General features: G+C 74.1%; 14 protein-coding genes. 5 read left to right on the forward strand and 9 right to left on the reverse strand.

The features are described 5' to 3' along the window. Complete coding sequence (locus ACSUPT_RS10320; RefSeq protein WP_351965950.1) at positions 1–588, forward strand: isochorismatase family protein; 588 nt, start codon at positions 1–3, stop codon at positions 586–588. A 154-nt stretch (positions 589–742) separates the two neighbouring features. Here ACSUPT_RS10320 and ACSUPT_RS10325 read toward each other — a convergent pair whose 3' ends face one another. Next, positions 743–1,048: a hypothetical protein gene (locus ACSUPT_RS10325; protein ID WP_351965951.1), complete on the reverse strand. Its 306-nt coding sequence runs from the start codon at positions 1,046–1,048 to the stop codon at positions 743–745. Between the two features lie 274 nt (positions 1,049–1,322). Then, the gene (locus ACSUPT_RS10330; RefSeq protein ID WP_436944102.1) at positions 1,323–3,764 is read right to left on the reverse strand and encodes an immune inhibitor A domain-containing protein; all 2,442 of its coding nucleotides are present in this window, start codon (positions 3,762–3,764) and stop codon (positions 1,323–1,325) included. Positions 3,765–4,229: 465 nt separating this feature from the next. Here ACSUPT_RS10330 and ACSUPT_RS10335 point away from each other — a divergent pair, with 465 nt between their 5' ends. Then, the gene (locus tag ACSUPT_RS10335) at positions 4,230–4,550 is read left to right on the forward strand and encodes a hypothetical protein (protein WP_436944103.1); all 321 of its coding nucleotides are present in this window, start codon (positions 4,230–4,232) and stop codon (positions 4,548–4,550) included. A 138-nt stretch (positions 4,551–4,688) separates the two neighbouring features. On the opposite strand, the gene ACSUPT_RS10340 is transcribed toward ACSUPT_RS10335, so the two are convergent. After that, positions 4,689–5,480 (reverse strand): RDD family protein, encoded by a 792-nt coding sequence (locus ACSUPT_RS10340; RefSeq protein WP_351965954.1) that lies wholly within the window; start codon positions 5,478–5,480, stop codon positions 4,689–4,691. Positions 5,481–5,567: 87 nt separating this feature from the next. After that, positions 5,568–7,085 carry an RDD family protein gene (locus ACSUPT_RS10345; protein ID WP_436944104.1) on the reverse strand — a complete coding sequence of 506 codons (1,518 nt, stop codon included), beginning with the start codon at positions 7,083–7,085 and terminating at the stop codon, positions 5,568–5,570. Between the two features lie 238 nt (positions 7,086–7,323). Between ACSUPT_RS10345 and ACSUPT_RS10350 the strand changes: the two genes are divergently transcribed. Beyond that, positions 7,324–7,743 carry an SsgA family sporulation/cell division regulator gene (locus ACSUPT_RS10350; protein WP_351965956.1) on the forward strand — a complete coding sequence of 140 codons (420 nt, stop codon included), beginning with the start codon at positions 7,324–7,326 and terminating at the stop codon, positions 7,741–7,743. A gap of 175 nt (positions 7,744–7,918) precedes the next feature. On the opposite strand, the gene ACSUPT_RS10355 is transcribed toward ACSUPT_RS10350, so the two are convergent. After that, positions 7,919–9,286, reverse strand: coding sequence for an FAD-binding oxidoreductase (locus tag ACSUPT_RS10355; protein WP_436944105.1), 1,368 nt, complete (start codon positions 9,284–9,286; stop codon positions 7,919–7,921). 98 nt (positions 9,287–9,384) lie between these two features. On the opposite strand from ACSUPT_RS10355, the gene ACSUPT_RS10360 reads away from it, so the two are divergent. Further along, a complete protein-coding gene (locus ACSUPT_RS10360) occupies positions 9,385–10,896 on the forward strand; it encodes a tetratricopeptide repeat protein (protein WP_436944106.1) in 1,512 nt (503 codons plus the stop codon). A gap of 76 nt (positions 10,897–10,972) precedes the next feature. Here ACSUPT_RS10360 and hppD read toward each other — a convergent pair whose 3' ends face one another. Continuing rightward, the gene (hppD, locus tag ACSUPT_RS10365) at positions 10,973–12,118 is read right to left on the reverse strand and encodes a 4-hydroxyphenylpyruvate dioxygenase (protein ID WP_351965959.1); all 1,146 of its coding nucleotides are present in this window, start codon (positions 12,116–12,118) and stop codon (positions 10,973–10,975) included. A gap of 121 nt (positions 12,119–12,239) precedes the next feature. Between hppD and ACSUPT_RS10370 the strand changes: the two genes are divergently transcribed. Next, positions 12,240–12,722, forward strand: coding sequence for an Lrp/AsnC family transcriptional regulator (locus ACSUPT_RS10370; RefSeq protein WP_351965960.1), 483 nt, complete (start codon positions 12,240–12,242; stop codon positions 12,720–12,722). Between the two features lie 106 nt (positions 12,723–12,828). Here ACSUPT_RS10370 and ACSUPT_RS10375 read toward each other — a convergent pair whose 3' ends face one another. From ACSUPT_RS10375 to ACSUPT_RS10385, 3 genes are all read right to left on the reverse strand, one after another. Then, the gene (locus tag ACSUPT_RS10375; protein ID WP_365726376.1) at positions 12,829–13,617 is read right to left on the reverse strand and encodes a S16 family serine protease; all 789 of its coding nucleotides are present in this window, start codon (positions 13,615–13,617) and stop codon (positions 12,829–12,831) included. A 185-nt stretch (positions 13,618–13,802) separates the two neighbouring features. Next, positions 13,803–14,447 carry an IclR family transcriptional regulator gene (locus tag ACSUPT_RS10380; RefSeq protein WP_351965962.1) on the reverse strand — a complete coding sequence of 215 codons (645 nt, stop codon included), beginning with the start codon at positions 14,445–14,447 and terminating at the stop codon, positions 13,803–13,805. 524 nt (positions 14,448–14,971) lie between these two features. Then, entirely contained in the window at positions 14,972–16,756 is a 1,785-nt protein-coding gene (locus ACSUPT_RS10385; protein WP_351965963.1) for a DEAD/DEAH box helicase, read from the reverse strand. Positions 16,757–16,866: the final 110 nt, after the last annotated feature.

A 16,866-nucleotide genomic window follows, 5' to 3' on the forward strand; every position in this document is an offset into this window, starting at 1 on the left:
ATGCACCGCGCACTGATCGTCGTCGACGTCCAGAACGACTTCTGCGAGGGCGGCAGCCTCGCGGTGGCGGGCGGCGCGGACGTCGCCGCCGCCATCACGGACCTGGTCGGGGACACGGCCGGGGTCGGCTACCGGCACGTCGTCGCGACCCGCGACCACCACGTCGACCCGGGCGACCACTTCGCCGAGCACCCCGACTTCGTCCGCTCCTGGCCTGCGCACTGCGTGGCCGGCACCGAGGGCGTCGGCTTCCACCCGAACTTCGCGCCCGCCGTCGCCTCCGGGGCGGTCGAGGCCGTGTTCGACAAGGGCGCCTACGCGGCGGCGTACAGCGGCTTCGAGGGCACCGACGAGAACGACGTGCCCCTCGCGGACTGGCTGCGCGCCCACGAGGTGACCGAGGTGGACATCGTGGGCATCGCCACCGACCACTGCGTGCGGGCCACGGCCCTCGACGCGGTCGCGCAGGGCTTCCGCACACGGGTGCTGCTGAACCTGACGGCGGGCGTCAGCGCGGAGACCACCGGCAAGGCGCTGGAGGAGCTGCGCGCGGCCGGTGTGACGCTGACCGGCGAGCCCGTCGTCTGAGACGGCCGCCTGTCACCCGGGCGGTACGTCGCCGGGGCGGTACGTCACCCGGGCGGTCGGCGCCGGGGCGCGGGCGCGTGTGCGGCGCGGGCGCCGGGCGGCGCGGGCGCCGGGCGGCGCCAGTGCCGGGGCGTCCCGCGGCGAGACCGGGGCCTCAGGGGGTGCCGGGGCTGAGGAGGGCCCGTATCGGGCGCCACAGCTCCGGCTCGCGGCTCGGGGAGGTCCGCCACAGCAGCCCGTCCGGATGGTGCAGCACGGCCGTGATCTCGTCCGGCGTCGGCGGATGGGTGTTGCCCCGCAGATAGGCCCGCAGGCCCAGATTGCGCAGCCGGGTCAGGGCGCGCGGCCGGTTCAGCGCGTGGACCAGGACGCGGACCTCGCCCTCGCCCGCCGGATTGGGCAGGCTCAGCGCGACGACCATGCTGCCGCCGGGCAACTTGCAGAAACCACCACCGGGCATGCCGAAACGCTCCCCCGTCGAAGGCTTGTCCGGAGGGGCTCCTCCCCGGACTCGGTCACCCGCACCTAAACACGATCGGCCGCCGCCCGCCAGGGGGCGACGGCCGATCATGGCATGACCAGCAGCTTTCCGGATCAGAGCCGGCTCAGGGCCGGATCAGAGCCGGACCGGGGCCGGATCAGAGCCGGACCGGGGCCCGACCGGGTCCGGATCGGATCCCGGTCAGGTCCCGGTCAGGGGGCCTGGTGCCGGGTCCGGGGACCCGGCACCGGGGTCACTTGGTGGACGGGCCCACCTGGACGGTGATCGTGCGGCCGTTGCGCGGCTGCTCGGTGATCGCGATCCGGGTGTTGGTGTCGTTCACCTTGACGCCGGCCCGCGGGTTGCTCTCGAACCAGTAGACGCCCTTGCGGTCGTCGAAGACCGGGTTGCCGGCCAGGCCGCCGAAGCCCTGGGCGACGTCGGCCTTGTGCAGGGTGACGCGGTCGGTGCGGAAGCGGCTGAACGGGGCGTCGTAGGACTGGATGCGGTTGCGCATCAGCGTGCCGTCGGCCCAGGTCAGCGGCTTGGCGTGGGCGTCGATGGGGAGGACGAGGCCCTCACCGGGGTGGACGGCCGTGTTGTTGTCCTTCTGGGAGGTGTCCCACTTCCAGATCAGCAGACCGGTCTGGTACGGGTAGTGCTCCACCCAGCTCGCCTTGTCGCCGCCGAACCCGAAGTTGTACGGGCCGACCTTCAGCGTCGCGTCGTACGAGACGTACTGGCGGTTCTCCGCGATGTAGTACTGCGGGTACTCGTCGGTGATCGCCTCGCCGATGCGGGAGAAGCCCTTCGACGTCCAGCCCGCGGCCTCGGCCTCGGCGTCGTCGGAGAAGACCGGGGCGCCGTCGGCGGTCACGACGATGTTGTCCGCCGCGAAGCCCTTCTGCGCCACGCCGCCGTCCGTCTGGTAGCGGAAGCGGATGTCGATCTTCTTGCCGGCGTACGCGTCGAGCGAGTACACGAGCTTCTTGAACGCCTCGGACGTGCCGGTCAGCGCGGTCGCGCCGCTGGCGTCCTTGGTGATCGGGGCGCCGTCGGCGGTGCCGTCGAGGGCGGTCCACTGCGCGCCGCCGTCCGTGGAGACCTCGGCGTACAGGTAGTCGTACTCGGCCTCGATGTCCCACCAGCCGTCGAGCGACAGCTCGGCCTTGGCCTTGCCCGTCAGGTCGACGGAGCGGGTGAGGGTGTTCTTCAGGTCGTCACCCATGTTGCTCCACCACTGGGTGGCGCCCTGGACCGGCTTGACGATCGGGGTGGTGACCTTCTTCTTCGGCAGCTCGACGATCAGCGCCTGCGGGTTCTTGGTGTTGTACTCCGCGACACCCAGCTTGTGCCGGGACTTCGTGGCGGCCTTGGCCTTCTCGTAGTTCAGCCAGCCCAGCTGCAGCTTGTCCCAGGCGGTCATGTCGCCCGGCATGTCGCCGATGGTGTCCTTGCCGGTGCCCAGCCAGGAGCCGGAGGACATCAGGGACCAGAAGCCCGTGGAGTTCTCGGCGCCGGCGCGGCCGGAGGTGTCGTACAGGTCCGGCAGGCCGAGGTCGTGGCCGTACTCGTGGGCGAAGACGCCGAGGCCGCCGTTCTCCGGCTGCATCGTGTAGTCGCCGACCCAGATGCCGGTGTTGCCGATCTGCGTACCGCCGGCCTTGTTGCCCGCCGGGCCGGTCTTGCCGGCGTCGGTGCCGTACGCGTACCAGCGGTGCGCCCACAGCGCGTCGGTGCCCTGGGCGCCGCCGCCCGCCGACTCGTCCTCGCCCGCGTGGACGATCTGGAAGTGGTCGATGTAGCCGTCGGCCTCGTTGAAGTTGCCGTCGCCGTCGAAGTCGTAGCGGTCCCACTGGTCGTACTCGGCCAGCATCGCCTTGATCTCGGCGTCGGTCCTGCCCTTGGCCTTCTGGTCGTTCGACCAGGCGGTCACACCGTCGCGGACGGCGTCCCAGACGTTGGCGCAGTTGGTCTGGCCGCAGTAGTTGGAGCCGTAGCGGGCCTCGTTGTACTCGACCTTGACCCAGTCCGACACCGTGCCGTCGACCGAGTAGCGGCCGGACGAGGTGCGCTCGTAGTAGGTCTTGAGCGAGTGCTTCTGGTTGCCCTGCGCGTCCTTGCCGGTACCGAAGTACAGGTCCTGGAAGTGCTGGCGGTCGTAGTCGGCCTGCCAGGCGGTCGAGTTGTCCTTCGTCCGGTCCGGCTTGGCGATCTGGTTGTGCAGCGGGCCGGGCGTGCCGCCGAACTTCGGCTTCAGCTCGTCCGTGTCGTCGTCCTTGCGGTCGACGAGCGTCGTGTTGTCGACCTTGTCGCCGAACTCGACGAGGATGGTGAAGATCTTGTCGGTCTTCTCACGGCCGAGCTCGACGTACTTCTTGTCGTCGAGCTTGACGACCTGGGAAGCGCCGCGGCGCTCCACCTTGGACTCGCCCGAGAGGACCTGCTCCAGCGCCGCCTCGCGCTGCTCGGCCTGCTTCTCGGAGAAGGGGCCCTCGAGGTCGTGGTCGACCCCTGCCGCCTTGTCGTGGGCGTGACCGTGGTGGTCGGCGCCCGGCGCCGGGTCGTGGCGCTCGATGCCCGTCTCCGGGCGGTTGTCGGCCTGGGCCGTGGTGAGGGCCCCGGCGGTGGCGGCGGTCGCGGCCAGGGCCACGAACACCGCGGACGCGCGGAACGCCCGTCGTCTGCTGGTCACTTGTAAGTTTCCTCCCCTGCGAACCGCCGACGCGGATGGGGGGTCACGTGATTATCCGCGTGCGGTGTCGCGCCACAAGTGACGACATTCGACCGGACTTACGCGAGAAAAGACAGTCTTGACTTGCACAGGCCAAGTGCCCTATGTGGACACGTCAATCCGTATAGCGGACGGCAAAAAGTCGGCAAGCGGCCCGGTGTGACCCCGTGCGCCCTTGACGCACCGCACGGCACGTGAGGCGGCGCTTACCCCCGGTTCCGCACGGGCATCCGTCGTCGTAGGGTCGTCGCCGGCCGCGTCGCGGGTCGTCGCGGGCGCGCGGCGCCGCACCGCCGACGCCGCCGCCCCGACTCCCCCGCCCGGCCCCGCCCGGGCCTCGCACGACTCCGCTCCGGCTCCCGCACGGCTCCACCCCGGCTCCATCCCGGCCCCCGCACGACTCCCCGACGAGGACGGAACACCCTCATGCCGCGTCCGACCGCCGCACGGCTCGCCCTGGGTTCGGCCACCGTCGTCTGTTCGACCGTCATCCTCCTTCTGCTGACGGGCGCGACCAGCGACGCGGCGATCGCCCTGTCGGCCACGCTCTCCCTGCTGCTCGGCGTGGCGGTGGCCGCGCCCCCGCGCGCCGCGGCGGGCCGGGGCGCCGGCCCGGCGGACCGGGGCCACGCCGGGCACGCCCCCGGACCGCACGTGGAGTCCAGGGCGCACGCGGGTGCCGACACGGCGTGGGAGTCCCCCCTGCCCGGGCGGAGCAGCGGGCAAGGGGGAGCGCGCAGGCCCTGAGGGGTGCCGGGGCACCCCCGGACGGTGACCGGGGAGGCCGGGCACGGCCCGTCATCCGGCGCCCCGTGCGCGGCGCGCCGGCCGGAGCGCCCCCGCTCGCGCGCGGCCGGGCTCCGGAGAGCGGGAGCCGTGGGAGGTTCAGTCCGCGGTCGAGACGACGACCGTCTTCGCCGCCTTGTCGTGGAGGCCCTGTTTGTACGGCTTGTCGACCAGGATCAGGACGAGGATCAGCAGCGGCCACAGGCACGCGCAGCAGATGAGCGCCGGCAGCCACAGCACCATGGCGCGCATCAGGGCGGCGTTCACGGGCGGGACGCTGCCGTCGTTGAGCATGGCGACCCGCAGCCGCATCAGCCGCTTGCCGAGCGTCTGGCCGTTGCGCTTGGCCGTCATGAGGGTGTCGTAGGCGACGTAGACCACGATCGAGATGAGCTGGAACACCCATTGGCCGCCGTCGTTCCCGGACGCCCACACGTCGGCGATGTCGCCGGACTCGTCGCCCACGCGGTCGTAGACGCCGAAGGGGATGCCGATGAGCCCCAGCGGGATGGCGATGACGAGCCAGTCGACGATGCGCGCCAGGACCCGCTTGCCGGTGTCGGCGAGGGGCGGCATGCCGCTGAGCGGGTCGGTGCCGCCGTAGTCGTACGGTCCGCCGCCGTACGGCCCGCCCGCGCCGGGGGGTTGGCCGCCGTAGGGGCCGCCGGTCCCGTACGGGCCCTGGCCGCCGGGCGGTTCGCCGCCGTAGGGGCCGCCTGTGCCGTACGGGCCGCCGCCGGGCGGGCCGCCCGGGTAGGGGCCCTCGCCACCGGGGGGTGGGGGCGGCGGGGGCGTGCCGCCGCCCTCCGGGTACCTCGGCGGTTCCTGCGGGCGCTTGCGGAACGGGTCGTCGTCGGGGGGCGGGCCCGGCGTGGGCGGTTCGTTGCTCATGGGGGCAGTGCATCCCGCCCCGCCCGCGCCCGCATCCCCTCATGTGCCGTTCGGGGGACCCCGGCGGCGCGGCGTTCCGAAGCGGCGTCAGCGGGCGGCTACGAACGTCCCCGCCGCCTTGTCGTGCCAGCACTGCCGCCACGGCCGGTCGAACAGGCACCAGAGCACATTGAGCACGCCGACGGCGGCCAGGCCCAGCACCCCGTACACGAGCCAGCGGCGCAGCGCCGCGCCGAAGCCGGGAGGCTCGTGCGACTCGATGCCCCGCACCTCCGTGCCGCACAGCTGCTTGCCCAGCGTGCGGCCCCACTTGGCGGTCGGCAGCGCCTCGTACAGCACACCGAGGACCAGGAGGATGCCGAGGGCGATGCCGAACTGGACGGAGGTGGTGCCGTCCACGAACCAGACGGTGACCGTCTCGCCGGACCGTTTTGCCTCGTCGATCTTGCCGATGATGTGGTCCACGGCGTCCCGTACGAACGGGGCGGCGGCCGCGCCCGCGAGCGCGCCGAGCACGAGGGTGTCGATCAGCCGGGCGGCGAACCGCCTGCCGAGGCCGGCCGGGCGCGCGGCGGCCCGCTCCTGGGCGGCGCGCAGGAACGGGTCGCTGACCGGCGGCTTCCACGGCACCACCGGCTGCGCGGCGTCCGCCCCGAGCGCGGCGCCGGCCGGGGCGGCGGCGGGTGCGGGCTGGGCGAGCTGGTGGACCTGCTGCGCCCAGGAGGCCGCGCCGCCGCCGGGGCCGCTGGTGACGGGCGCGTCCGGGACCGCCTGCGCGGGGACCTGGTGCGGGGCGGGGGCCTGGTGCGCCGCGACCGGCTGGGGCGCGGCCGCCTGGGACGGCACGGGCGAATGGGGTACGGCGTGGGGCTGCGGCCCCTGTGCCTGCGGGGCCTGGGGCTGGGCGCCGGGGCCGAGCGTCTGCGGGCCCTGAGGCTGTGCGGCGGCACCATGTGCGTCGCGCCCATGCGCTCCGGGCCCATGTGTGCCGGGCACATGGGCGCTGCCCACGTGTGCGTCCGGCCCCTGTGCGCCGGGCACATGGGCGTCCGATCCCTGTGCGCCTGGCCCATGGGCCGGCGGGCCGTCGGGGCCGGTGCGGGTCCCCGGTTCGGGCTCCACCCGCCGTACGCCGGGCAGCGCGCCGCCCGTCGGGTCGGCAGCGGCGGCCGGGACGCGCGGATCCGGGCGGCCGGCCGCGCCCCACGCGACGCCGGGTGCGCCGCCCTGGCCCCGCTGCCGGGACATGTCCGCCTGCCACGCGGACGCCGGCTCGGGCGCGGCGCCGCGTTCCGCGGCCGGTTCCGGTTCGGCGGCCGGCCCGGACTCGGAGGCGATGCCGGGCTCCTCGTCCAGGAAGACCGGTCCGGTCTCCTCCACGACCGGGACCGGGGCCGCCGGCGGTCCCGCCTGGGCGGGGAGCCGCGCGGGCGCGGCGGAGGCCGGCGGCACCGGCATGGCCTCGCCCTCGGCGGGCGCGGGACGGCTCGTACCGGGCACCCAGGCGGCACCGTTCCAGTACCGGATGTAGCCAGGAATGGAGGGGTCTGGGTAGTACCCGGCTTCGGGGCTGCCGTCGCCGGTTGCCGGGGTTGGGGCGCTCATCACCGTGGTCCCGTATCTCCTCGAGGGCCTCAATTCAAGGCACCACATCTATCAGACGGCCGGACGCCGCCGGGCCGCTCCGCGGACAACGCCCCCGATCCGGTCACGGCAGCGTCACGGAAAGTAACAGAAATTCGTTGGTGAAAGTCGCGTAATGACGACGCGGGAACCCGCTCTCTCCTTCCGAGCGGGGCCCGCGGTGGGCCCGTGCCGACCCCGGCGAGAGGGAGGAAGACCCATGGAGACGACCACGGTGGAGCGGGAGCTGGAGATGAAGCTGGTGCTGTCCGCGGAGCAGAGCGTGCCGGTGCCCGCGCGGCTGACGTACCGGACGAGCGACCCGTACGCCGTCCACATCGTCTTCCACATCGGCTCCGAGAACCCGGTGTACTGGACGTTCGCGCGGGAGCTGCTGGTGGAGGGGGTGTTCCGCCCGTGCGGCTACGGGGACGTGCGGATCTGGCCGTCGAAGGCGAACGGGCGGAGCGTGGTGCTGATGGGGCTGTCGTCGCCGGACGGCGACGCGCTGCTGGAGGCGCCGGCGTCGCAGGTGTCGGCGTGGCTGGAGCAGACGCTGCGGGTGGTGGCTCCGGGCACGGAGGCCGAGCGGCTCGGCATCGACGACGGGCTGGCGGCACTGCTGTCGGCGGAGGCATGAGGAGAGGCACGGGACGCGGTGCGCGGGCGGCCCGGAGGCGGTGTGGCGGAACGTACCGGCGTACGCCCGGCGCACGCGACCGCCCAGGGGGGACGCGACCGCCCGGGGAGACGCGGGCGGCCGGAGGGACGCGGGCAACCGGGGCGGTGTGCCGGGACGGTGTGCCGGGGGCGGGTCAGAACAGCTTGCCGGGGTTGAGGAGGTTCAGCGGGTCGAAGGTCTTCTTGATGCCGCGCTGCAATTCGAGCCCCACGGGGCCGAGTTCGCGGGCGAGCCATTCCCTCTTGAGCACGCCGACGCCGTGCTCGCCGGTGATGGTGCCGCCCAGCTCCAGACCGAGGGCCATGATCGCGTCGAAGGATGCGCGGGCGCGCCGGGACTCGTCCGGATCGGTGTGGTCGAAGCACACGACCGGGTGGGTGTTGCCGTCGCCCGCGTGGGCGCAGACCCCGATGGTCAGCCCGTGCGTCCGTGCGATGGCGGCCGTGCCGTCGAGCATGTCGGCGAGCCGGGAGCGCGGCACGCACACGTCGTCGATCATCGTGGCGGGGGCGAGGGTCTCCAGGGCGGGCAGCGACATCCGGCGTGCCTGGAGCAGCAGTTCGGACTCGGCCGGGTCGTCGGCGGGGACGACCTGCGTGGCGCCGGCGGCGGTGCACAGCTCGCCCACGGCGGCCAGGTCGGCGGCCGGGTCGGGGGTGTCGAAGGCGGCGAGGAGCAAGGCCGCCGTGGTGGTGGGCAGGCCCATGTGGCCGAGGCGGTTGACCGCCTGGATGGTGGTGCCGTCCATGAGCTCCAGCAGCGAGGGTGTGTGGCCCCGCTCCATGATGGCGCAGACGGCGGCACAGGCGTCGGCGGTGGAGGCGAACTCGGCGGCCAGGGCGAGCTGGACGGGCGGCTTGGGCCGCAGCGCGAGCACGGCGCGGACGACGATGCCGAGCGTGCCCTCGGAGCCGACGAAGAGGCGGGTGAGGTCGTACCCGGCGACGCCCTTGGCGGTGCGGCGGCCGGTGGTCAGCAGCCGCCCGTCGGCGAGGACGACGTCGAGGCCGAGGACGTATTCGGCGGTCACCCCGTACTTGACGCAGCACAGCCCGCCGGAGGCGGTGCCGATGTTGCCGCCGATCGTGCACGTCTCCCAGCTGGACGGGTCGGGCGGGTAGTACAGGCCGTGCGCGGCGACGGCGCGGGACAGCACGGCGTTGACGACGCCCGGTTCGACGACGGCGGTCCGGTCGACCGGGTTGACCTCCAGGATGCGGTCCATCCTGACGAGGGAGAGCACGACGCACCCGTCGGTGGCGTTGGCGGCGCCGGACAGGCCGGTGCGGGCGCCCTGCGGGACCACGGGGACGCGCAGCGCCGTGGCCGTGCGCATGACGTGCTGCACCTCCTCGACCGTGCGGGGCAGCACCACGACGGCCGGCTGCCCGGCGGGGCAGAAGCCCGCCATGTCGCGGGCGTAGGTCGGTGTGACGTCCGGGTCGGTGATCAGGGCCTCGGCGGGGAGGCCGGCGCGCAGCCGGCGCAGCAGCTCGTCCATGATCCCAGCGTGGCACCCGGGGCCATCGGTGTGAACCGGGCGGGTACGCCGACGTGGGCGCCCGTACGGGCCGGGCGGCCGCGCGCACAGTGAGCGGCATGAAGACGGAACGGGTCTCTCAGGTGGTGCTGCTGGCCGGGGCGGGCGCGGTGCTGGCGGGCGCGCTGGCGCTGCTCGCGGCCGACGGCCCGGTGGGCGCGGGCGGGGCGGGCGCGGGGGCCGGCGGTGCGGGGGCGGCCGGCGCGCCGGGGGTGCCGGCCGGTCTCGCGGGCCCCGCGGCGCGCGCGGCGGCGGGGATGGGGGCGGGCGCGGGGGCGTCGCCGCCGGACCTGGCGGCGCTGATCGGTGACCGGGAGGCGTGGCTGCGCCGCCATCCGGGGGACGCGGTGTCGTGGGCGGTGCTGGGCGCGGCGTACACGGAGCACGGGGTGCGGACGGGTGACCCGGCGGCGTACCCGAAGGCGGAGCGGGCGCTGCGGCGCTCGCTGGAGGCCCGCCCGGCCGGGGGCGGCGCGTTGTCTCACGTCCCGGCCGGGGCGCGCGCCCTGCCGGACCGGCCGGCCGGGGGCGGCGGCGTCCTGGAGGCCCGGCCGGCCGGGGGCGGTGGCACCCCGGCCGTGCTGGGACTCGGCGAACTGGCCCTGGCGCGCGGCGACTTCGGGACGGCGCTTCGCTGGGCGCGGAAGGCGGGGAGCGGCTGGCGGGCGCAGGCGCTGCTGGTGGACGCCCATCGGGGGCTCGGTGACGACACGGCGGCCGGCAAGGCGCTGGAGCGGCTGCGGAAGCTGCGCCCGACGAGCGGGGCGGCGCAGGCGCGGGCGGTGGAGCTGTACCGGGACCGGGGCTGGCGGGAGGACGCGGCGGCCCGCGCGCACGACGCGGTGGCGCTGTCCGGGACGTCCGCCGAGCGGGCGGCGGCGCTGCGGCGGCTCGGCGATCTGGAGTGGGAGCGGGGGTACGCGCGCGAGGCGCTCGCCCGGTACGAGGCGGCGCTGCGGGTGGCGCCGGGGGACGCGCCGTCGCTGGCGGGCCGCGCGCGGGCGCTGGCCGCGCTGGGGCGCACGGATGAGGCGCTGCGGATGTACGGGGCGGCGCTGGAGGCACGGCCGCTGCCGGAGTACGCCCTGGAGGCCGGGGACCTGTACGCGGCGCTGGGCCGGGACGCGGCGGCGCGGGAGCGGTACGCGCGGGCGGTGGAGCTGGCGGACGCGGCGGAGTCGTACGGGGTGGACACGGCGCTCGTACGGGGCCGGTACGAGGCGGAGCACGGCGATCCGGAGCGGGCGGTGGAGGTGCTGCGGGCCCGGTGGCGGGGCGGGCACCGGTCGGCGGAGGTGGCGGACGCGCTGGGCTGGGCGCTGCTGCGGGCGGGCGAGCCGGAGCAGGCGCTGCCGTACGCGCGGGCGGCGACCGGGCGGGGGGTGCGCAGCGCGTTGTTCGCGTACCACCGGGGCGAGGTGGAGCGGGCGCTCGGCCGGGACGGCGCGGCCCGCAGGGCGCTGGAGGAGGCGCTGCGGATCAACCCGTACTTCTCGCCGCTGCACGCCCCGGCGGCGCGGCGGGCGCTGGCGGAGCTGGGCGAGCCCCCGCAGGCGCCGCCGGGGCGGTGAGGACGGCTCCGGCGGGAAGGCCGGTGGCCCCGCGGGTCAGGTCCGCGGGGCCACACGCACGGGGGACGCGGCGGGACTACAGGTTGCCGCGCTTGGCCTGCTCGCGCTCGATCGCCTCGAACAGGGCCTTGAAGTTGCCCTTGCCGAAGCCCATCGAGCCGTGGCGCTCGATCAGCTCGAAGAAGACCGTCGGACGGTCCTGGACGGGCTTGGTGAAGATCTGCAGCAGGTAGCCGTCCTCGTCGCGGTCGGCGAGGATCTTCAGCTCGCGCAGCGTCTCGATCGGGACGCGCGTGTCGCCGACCCACTCGCCGAGCGTGTCGTAGTACGAGTCCGGGGTGTCGAGGAACTGGACGCCGGCGGCGCGCATGGTGCGTACGGTGGCGACGATGTCGTTCGTGGCGAGCGCGATGTGCTGGACGCCGGCGCCGCCGTAGAACTCCAGGTACTCGTCGATCTGCGACTTCTTCTTCGCGATCGCCGGCTCGTTGATCGGGAACTTCACCTTGAGGGTGCCGTCCGCGACGACCTTCGACATGAGCGCGGAGTACTCGGTGGCGATGTCGTCGCCCACGAACTCCTTCATGTTGGTGAAGCCCATGACCTTGTTGTAGAAGGCCACCCACTCGTTCATCTTGCCGAGCTCGACGTTGCCGACGCAGTGGTCGATGGCCTGGAAGGTGCGCTTGGCCGGGGGCTCCACGATCGGGGAGGCCTCGACGTAGCCGGGCAGGTACGGGCCGGTGTAGCCGGAGCGGTCGACCAGCGTGTGGCGGGTCTTGCCGTACGTGGCGATGGCGGCGAGGACGACGGTGCCGTGCTCGTCCTTGACCTCGTAGGGCTCCTCGATGCCGGTGGCGCCGTGCTCCACCGCGTACGCGTACGCCTTGCGGGCGTCGGGGACCTCGATGGCGAGGTCGATGACGCCGTCGCCGTGCTGCGCGACGTGGTCCGCGAGGAAGCGGCCCCAGTCGGTGGACGGCTTGATGACGGAGGTCAGCACGAAGCGGGCGGCGCCGTTGGTCAGGACGTAGCTGGCCGTCTCGCGGCTGCCGTTCTCCGGGCCGGAGTAGGCGACGAGCTTCATGCCGAAGGCCGTGGAGTAGTAGTGCGCGGCCTGCTTGGCGTTGCCGACGGCGAAGACGACCGCGTCCATGCCCTTCACCGGGAAGGGGTCGGCCTGCCGAGCGGTGCCGGGGGTGTCATGCAGGGTCTCAGTCATGGCGGCAGGTTCTCTCCGTTCCACAAGCTGCGCAATACTTTGCGTTTCCTCTGGTCAATGTGTACAGCGAGGGCCCAGGATGGTCGGGCGTTCTGTACAGGATGACCATTGGGAGGCGGTCGTGGCGATCGATCATCTGGACGGCCGGCTCATCGGCCTGCTGGCCCGCGAGCCGAGGATCGGTGTGCTGGAGGCGTCACGGCGGCTGGGCGTGGCGCGCGGCACGGTCCAGGCGCGGCTGGACCGGCTGCAGTCGAACGGGGTGATCCGCGGGTTCGGCCCGGAGGTGGACCCCGCGGCCCTGGGCTATCCGGTGACGGCGTTCGCGACGCTGGAGATCAAGCAGGGGCAGGGCGCGGACGTGCGGGAGCATCTGCGGGGCGTGCCCGAGGTGCTGGAGCTGCACACGACGACGGGGCACGGGGACATGCTGTGCCGCCTGGTGGCCCGGTCGAACGCGGACCTTCAGCGGGTCATCGACCGGGTGGTGGCCTTCGAGGGGATCGTGCGCGCGTCGACGGCGATCGTGATGGAGAACCCGGTGCCGCTGCGGGTCATCCCCCTGGTGGAGCAGGCGGCGACCGACGGCGACCTGCGGCGCTGAGGAGGCGGGGCCCCTGGGACCTCGGACGCCCGCGCCCGGTGCGAGGGGGCGGGCGGCCCTCGGAGGTCAGCGGGGAGGGACGCGCGCGGCGACGGCCCTCGGAGGGTCAGCAGGACGGGACGCGGCCCCCGTCGCCGAGGGCCTTGAGGGAGGCGACGGCGTCCTTCAGGGTCGTCACGGGGATGAGGCGCATCCCGGCGGGGCGGGTCGCGAGGGCGTCGTCGCACTCGGCCTTCGGCACGAGGAAGACGGTCGCGCCGTCCCGCGCGGCGGCCTGCGTCTTCAGGGCCACCCCGCCGACCGCGCCGACCGTGCCGTCCGGGGTGATCGTCCCCGTACCGGCGACGACCTTGCCGCCGGTGAGGTCGCCGCCCTCGCCGTCGCCGACCAGCTTGTCGACGATCCCGAGGGAGAACAGCAGCCCGGCGCTGGGGCCGCCGATGTCCGCGAGGTGCAGGGTGACGCGGATGTCCCCGTCGCGCTTGCCGAGGTGCCCGAGGGCCGCGGCGACGGCGCTCTCCTGCGACATGCGCATCTGGCCGAGGTTGCGCTTCTCGATCTCGCGGTCGGACTTGCCGGCCGGGTAGACGGAGTCGTGCGGCAGTACGGCCTGGTCGCTGCGGAACCAGGCGCGGGCCACATCGCCCAGGTCGATGTCGGCGCCCGGCGCGGTGGCGACGATGGTGGTCATCCGCAGCTGCCCGGTCGTCTTGCGGACGGGCGCGCCGGTGACGGTGATGACCTGCCGGCCCTTGTCCACGCCGAGCACGTCCGCCGTGCTGCCCGGCAGCGCGATCGTGTACGGCAGCGGGGCGAACGCGGCGGCGGCGATGAGGGCGAGGACGGGGAGGGCGCACAGGAGGAGGGCGCGGGCCCGCGAGATCCGAGACAACACGCCCCCAATCTATCCGCCCCGGCCCGGCGCCCCCCGGACACGGGCGGCCCACGGCACGGGAGACCCAGGGCACGGGAAGGCCCAGGACACGGGAGGCCCAGGACACGGGAGGCCCAGGGCACAGGCGGGCCCGGGCACGGGCGGCCCCGGCCGGGCGTCCATGGCGGCGGGCCGGGCCCGCGGCTTCAGCGCAGGGCCTCGGAGACCTCGCGGGCGGCGTCCATCACCCGCCGCCCCACCCGCTCCGGGACCGCGTCCGTCAGCATCACGACGCCCACGCTGCCCTCGATGCCCGTGACCCCCACCAGTGGCGCCGCCGCCCCGCTCGCGCCCGCCTCCAGCTCCCCGTGCGTCAGGGTGTACCCGGGTTCCGGGGCGCCTCCGGCCTGCCGCGCCGACAGGATCGCCCGCCCCGCCGCACCCCGGTCCAGCGGGTGGCGGAAACCGGCCCGGTACGCCACGTGGTAGTCCGTCCACGTCGGCTCCACCACCGCCACGGCCAGCGCCTCCGCGCCGTCCACCAGCGTCAGGTGCGCCGTCGCCCCGATGTCCTCGGCCAGCGAGCGCAGCGCCGGCAGCGCGGCCTCCCGTACGAGGGGGTGGACCTGCCGGCTGAGCCGCAGCACGCCGAGCCCGACACGGGCCCGGCCGCCGAGGTCGCGCCGTACGAGCGCGTGCTGTTCCAGCGTGGCGAGCAGGCGGTAGACGACCGTGCGGTTGACGCCGAGCCGGTGGGACAGCTCGGTGACGGTCAGCCCGTGGTCGGTGTCGGCGAGCAGTTTGAGGACGCGCAGTCCCCGGTCGAGCGTCTGGGAGGTTTCCGCGGTCACGACGCCCCCTCCTTCGGAGTGAGTGACGGCGGACACTCTCAACGCGGAGGCGACGCCCGTCCCTTGAGCGTCGCACCGAGAGGCCGCCGGCAGGCCATGGCACACCGGCTGCGCTCCGCGGCGGCGCTGCCACGGGGCGTTTGCATGTGCCCGGACAGTAACGAGCCGATCCGCTCAGCGGAAGACCTCGTCCAGAATCCGGGCGCGGATGGGGAGTTGATCCCGGATTGCACCCGTCCTCACCGTGCCGCCCCCAAGCCGGGCCCGAAACCCCGGAGCGGTACGGCAACCCGCCGCACCGGCGCCCCCTCCCCGCCGCCCGGGACGCGGCGCCCCGGCCCCCGAAACGGCGGCCTGTCCCCCGGATCGGCGGCGTGCCCCATCCCCCGAAACGGCGGCGCCCCCCGTACCGCGCCCCAGCCCCCCAAACGGCGGCGCCCCCGCACCGCACGCTCAGGCGCGGCGCCGGGGGCGCTCCTCGCGGCCAGGGCCCAGGCCGGTCCCGGGGCCCTGTTCAGCGCGTCTCACCGCATCCGCGTGGCCCACTCCTGGACCTTCTTGATCCGCTCCCGGATCTGCCCGGCCGTCGCCTCGGCGCTGGGCGGGCCGCCGCACACCCGGCGCAGCTCGGTGTGGATCACGCCGTGGGGCTTGCCGCTCTGGTGGACGTACGCGCCGACCATCGTGTTGAGCTGCTTGCGCAGCTCCATCAGCTCCTTGTGCGAGACGACCGGCCGCCGCTCGGCGGGCAGCTCCAGCAGGTCGGCCTCCTCGGCGGGCTTCTGGCGGCTGTGCGCGATCTGCCGGGCCTGCCGCTTCTGCAGCAGCAGCTGCACCTGGTCGGGCTCCAGCAGCCCCGGGATGCCGAGGTAGTCCTGCTCCTCCTGGCTGCCGGGGTGCGCCTGCATGCCGAACTCGGCGCCGTTGTACATCACCCGGTCGAAGACGGCGTCGGACTCCAGCGCCTCGAAGGGCAGCATGTCCTGTTCGCCGGTGTCCTCGTCCTGCTGCTTGTTCGCCTCGTCGAGTTCCTTCTCGGACTCGGCGTACGGGTCCTCCTCGCCCTCCTTCTTCGGCCGGTCGAGGACGTGGTCGCGTTCGACCTCCATCTCGTTGGCGAAGCCCATGAGCATGGGGATGGTCGGCAGGAACACGGACGCCGTCTCACCGCGCCTGCGGGACCGCACGAAACGCCCCACGGCCTGCGCGAAGAACAGCGGCGTGGAGATCGTCGTCGCGTACACGCCGACCGCGAGGCGCGGGACGTCGACGCCCTCGGACACCATGCGGACGGCGACCATCCACCGGTCGTCGCCTGCGCTGAACTCGTCGATCCGCTTCGACGCGCCCGCGTCGTCGGACAGGACGAGCGTCGCGCCGTGCCCGGTGATCTCCCGGATGAGCTTGGCGTACGCGCGCGCCGACTCCTGGTCGGAGGCGATGACCAGCGCCCCGGCGTCGGGGATGGCCTTGCGGACCTCGGTGAGCCGCTGGTCGGCGGCGCGCAGCACGTTCGGCATCCAGTCGCCGCGCGGGTCGAGGGCGGTGCGCCAGGCCTGCGAGATGGCGTCCTTCGTCATCGGCTCGCCGAGCCGGGCGGCGACCTCGTCGCCCGCCTTGGTGCGCCAGCGCATGTTGCCGCTGTAGCTGAGGAAGATCACGGGCCGGACGACGCCGTCGGCGAGGGCGTTGCCGTAGCCGTACGTGTAGTCGGCGGCGGACCGCCGGATGCCGTCGTTGCCCTCCTCGTACGTGACGAAGGGGATCGGGTTGGTGTCGGAGCGGAACGGCGTACCGGTCAGCGCGAGGCGCCGCGTCGCGGGCTCGAACGCCTCCAGGCACGCCTCGCCCCACGACTTGGAGTCGCCGGCGTGGTGGATCTCGTCGAGGATCACGAGGGTCTTGCGCTGCTCGACGCGGTTGCGGTGGAGCATCGGGCGCACGCCGACACCGGCGTACGTGACGGCGACACCGTCGTACTCCTTGCTGAGCGGGCCCGCGCTGTACTCCGGGTCCAGCTTGATCCCTATCCGCGCGGCGGCGGCCGCCCACTGCTTCTTCAGGTGCTCGGTCGGGGCGACCACGGTGACCTGCTGCACGACGTGGTGGTGCAGCAGCCACGAGGCCAGGGTCAGCGCGAAGGTCGTCTTACCGGCGCCGGGCGTGGCGACGGCGAGGAAGTCCCGGGGCTGCTCCTGGATGTACTTGTCCATCGCCGCCTGCTGCCAGGCGCGGAGCTTGCTGGCCGTACCCCACGGGGCGCGGCCGGGGAAGGCGGGAGAGAGGTGATGGGAGGCGGTAGTAGTCACGGTCTCCGATTCGGTGCTCTCGGACGCATGGGCGGTGCGCACGGTCGACGTACGACAACCGGGCCACCCTACCGGCCGCCCGCCCCGCCCCCGGCGCGTACGACGCCGTG

The organism is Streptomyces sp. SudanB25_2051 (assembly GCF_964272635.1).
Classification (GTDB): Bacteria; Actinomycetota; Actinomycetes; order Streptomycetales; family Streptomycetaceae; genus Streptomyces.